The following is a 3,488-nucleotide window of genomic DNA, read 5'->3' as shown; positions in this document are numbered from 1 at the left end:
TTTCTCAGTCCAACTAATGGGGAGCAGTTCATAGTGGCCGAGGGGTAGGCGCGTCGAGGAAACGGGGTACGATGGGGCGAAGTGCACAAGCTGAGGGTCAGCGAGAAAATCAGCACGTTTTGTGAAGAAGGAGACACGCAAGCGATGAGTGCGCACGCACCCCACACTCCCGTACACCGCGTCGGCGGCGATCCGGTATCCGCCATCAACTGGAACAGCATTCCGGACGAGAAGGACCTGGAGGTGTGGGATCGCCTCACCGCCAACTTCTGGCTGCCTGAGAAGGTGCCGCTGTCCAACGACGTGCCCAGCTGGTCCACGCTGAACGACATGGAGAAGCAGGCGACCATGCGCGTGTTCACAGGCCTGACCATGCTGGACACCATCCAGGGCACCGTCGGTGCGGTGAAGCTGATCGAGGATGCGGCCACCCCGCACGAGGAAGCAGTGATGACGAACATCTCCTTCATGGAGAGCGTCCACGCGAAGTCTTACTCCTCTATCTTCATGACGCTGGCCTCCACGCCGGAGATCAACGATGCTTTCCGTTGGTCCGAGGAGAACGACAAGCTGCAGAACAAGGCGAATATCATCCTCGACTTCTACGAGGGTGAAGATCCGATGAAGAAGAAGATCGCCTCCGTTCTGCTGGAGAGCTTCCTTTTCTACTCCGGTTTCTACCTGCCCATGTACTGGTCCTCGCACGCGAAGCTGACCAACACCGCGGACATTATTCGTCTGATCATCCGCGATGAGTCCGTGCACGGCTACTACATCGGCTACAAGTACCAGCGCGCACTGGAAAACGAGACTCCGGAGCGCCAGGAGGAGCTGAAGGAGCACACCTTCGACCTGCTGCTGGAGCTGTACGACAACGAGGCGCAGTACACCGAGGATCTGTACGACGAGCTCGGCTGGACCGAGGACGTGAAGCGCTTCCTGCGCTACAACGCCAACAAGGCGCTGAACAACCTGGGATATGAGGGGCTGTTCCCGGCTGACGAGACTCGCGTCTCCCCGGCGATCCTGTCCGCTTTGAACCCGGGTGGTGACGAGAACCACGACTTCTTCTCCGGCTCCGGCTCTTCCTATGTAATTGGTAAGGCTGAAAACACCGTCGACGACGACTGGGACTTCTAGTAGGCGACTCATATGCGGCGACTTCTAGGTGGCGACTTCGAAGCCGCCGCATAGCTATCACCCCGGTTAGCACCCCCGAAAACGTGGGATCTGTTAGCTGAGCACCGTCCACGGCTATTGAAATGCGCGTTGACGGGATACTATGTAAGCATTCTGCGTCTGTTCGGGTCGGTTGTTGACGAAGCCGACCCAGCGGGAACAGGGTAGAGGAAACATTCTTTTGGGTGACCGGCTCAAAGAATCCTGTGAGTTGCTTAAGGCTCGCAAGAGGAAAAGGGCAGGTCACGCGTAGTCAGGAGGAACTAATGACCGCAGTAGCGCCTAGGGAAAGCCATGAGGTTTCCCCGGCTCGGCCTGCGCCTTTCGGTGAGGCACCGCGTGGCAGCCTCGCATGGAAGATGCTGACCACGACCGACCACAAGCTTCTGGGCATCATGTACCTAATCATGTCCTTCACCTTCTTCATGATTGGTGGCTTGATGGCCCTGCTGATCCGTATCGAGCTTTTCTCTCCGGGTCAGCAATTCCTGTCCAATGAGCAGTTCAACCAGCTGTTCACGATGCACGGCACGATCATGCTGCTGCTGTACGGCTCCCCGATGGTGTTCGGTTTCGCGAACTACATCCTGCCGCTGCAGATCGGCGCGCCTGACGTGGCATTCCCCCGCCTGAACGCCTTCGGCTTCTGGATGACCACCGCCGGTGGTGTCGTTATGCTGCTCGGCTTCCTGACCCCGGGTGGTGCTGCTGACTTCGGTTGGACCATGTACATGCCACTGGCAGACGCTACGCACTCTCCGGGTGTGGGCTCTGAGCTGTGGATCCTGGGTGTCGGCGTTGGTGGTATCGGTACCATCGCTTCCGCTGTGAACATGATCACCACCATCCTGTGCCTGCGTGCGCCGGGTATGACCATGTTCCGCATGCCGATCTTCACCTGGAACATCCTGGTTACCTCTCTGCTGGTTCTGCTGATCTTCCCGCTGCTGACCGCTGCAGCCCTGGGTGTCTTCTACGACCGCAAGCTGGGTGGCCACATCTACGACGCCGGTAACGGCGGCGCTATCCTGTGGCAGCACCTGTTCTGGTTCTTCGGCCACCCTGAGGTTTACGTCCTGGCACTGCCGTTCTTCGGCATCGTGTCCGAGGTCTTCCCGGTGTTCTCCCGCAAGCCGATGTTCGGCTACGTCGGCCTGGTGTTCGCAACCCTGTCGATTGCTGCACTGTCCATGGCCGTGTGGGCGCACCACATGTTCGTGACCGGCGCCGTGATGCTGCCGTTCTTCTCCTTCATGACGTTCCTGATCGCCGTGCCGACCGGTATGAAGTTCTTCAACTGGCTGGGCACGATGTGGAAGGGCCGCCTGACCTTCGAGACCCCGATGATCTTCGCGGTCGGCTTTTTCGCCACCTTCCTCTTCGGTGGTCTGACCGGTGTCATGCTGGCTTCCCCGGCTCTGGACTTCCACGTCTCGGATACCTACTTCGTGGTTGCTCACTTCCACTACACCCTGTTCGGTACCGTGACCTACGCTTCCTTCGCTGGTATCTACTTCTGGTTCCCGAAGATGACCGGTCGCATGCTGGACGAGAAGCTGGGCAAGATCCACTTCTGGCTGGTTACCATCGGCTTCCACACCACCTTCCTGGTGCAGCACTGGCTGGGCAACATGGGTATGCCGCGTCGTTACGCTGACTACCTGCCGACGGATGGTTTCACCACCCTGAACCAGATCTCCACGGTTGGTGCCTGCATCCTGGCGATCTCCATGATCCCGTTCCTGTGGAACGTCTTTAAGTCCTACCGCTACGGCGAGGTCGTCACCGTTGATGACCCGTGGGGTTACGGCAACTCCCTGGAGTGGGCAACCTCTTGCCCGCCGCCGCGCCACAACTTCAACTCCATGCCTCGCATCCGCTCCGAGCGCCCGGCGTTCGAACTGCACCACCCGCACATGGTCAAGCGCATGCGCGACGAGGCTCACGTCGGTCGCCACTTCTAAGCGCACTTTCTAGTGACGCCCCCCTCACCCGGCCACTGCCCAGCGCAGTCGCTAGGTGCCTGGCGGCTGGCCAGGCTTTAAATCCACACCTCTACTACGCGGGGTGTGGATTTTTGCATTCCCGGGGTCTGGGGGCGGGGCTGGGGTGAGAGCCTGGCGGGGGCTTGCATGCCGGCCGTCAGCCTGCTGCGCCGACAGCCTGCCCGCTGCGTCGGCAGCCGTCTGGTGGCTTGCATACCTGTCCGCTGACTTGCATGCCTTCCGGCCGCCGACTTGCATACCTGTCCGCTGACTTGCATTCCTGTCCACCGCACCGGCTGGTGGGGTCCGAAATAGCCCAGAATG

At 59.9% G+C, this 3,488-nt stretch carries 2 protein-coding genes; both read left to right on the top strand.

Translation table 11 applies throughout. The features are described 5' to 3' along the window. Positions 1–144 precede the first annotated feature (144 nt). Positions 145–1,140 (top strand): class 1b ribonucleoside-diphosphate reductase subunit beta, encoded by a 996-nt coding sequence (gene nrdF / locus HMPREF3166_RS06230; protein WP_035005014.1) that lies wholly within the window; start codon positions 145–147, stop codon positions 1,138–1,140. Positions 1,141–1,445: 305 nt separating this feature from the next. Further along, positions 1,446–3,143: an aa3-type cytochrome oxidase subunit I gene (ctaD, locus tag HMPREF3166_RS06225; protein ID WP_035005012.1), complete on the top strand. Its 1,698-nt coding sequence runs from the start codon at positions 1,446–1,448 to the stop codon at positions 3,141–3,143. Positions 3,144–3,488: the final 345 nt, after the last annotated feature.

The organism is Corynebacterium sp. HMSC08A12, from assembly GCF_001807485.1.
Taxonomy (GTDB): Bacteria; Actinomycetota; Actinomycetes; order Mycobacteriales; family Mycobacteriaceae; genus Corynebacterium; species Corynebacterium evansiae.
This window is presented reverse-complemented; position numbering and strand designations above follow the sequence as displayed.

Excerpts from the sequence above, each read along its gene's own strand:
- nrdF (WP_035005014.1), top strand. The coding sequence starts at position 145 with ATGAGTGCGCACGCACCCCACACTCCCGTACACCGCGTCGGCGGCGAT.
- ctaD (WP_035005012.1), top strand. The coding sequence starts at position 1,446 with ATGACCGCAGTAGCGCCTAGGGAAAGCCATGAGGTTTCCCCGGCTCGG.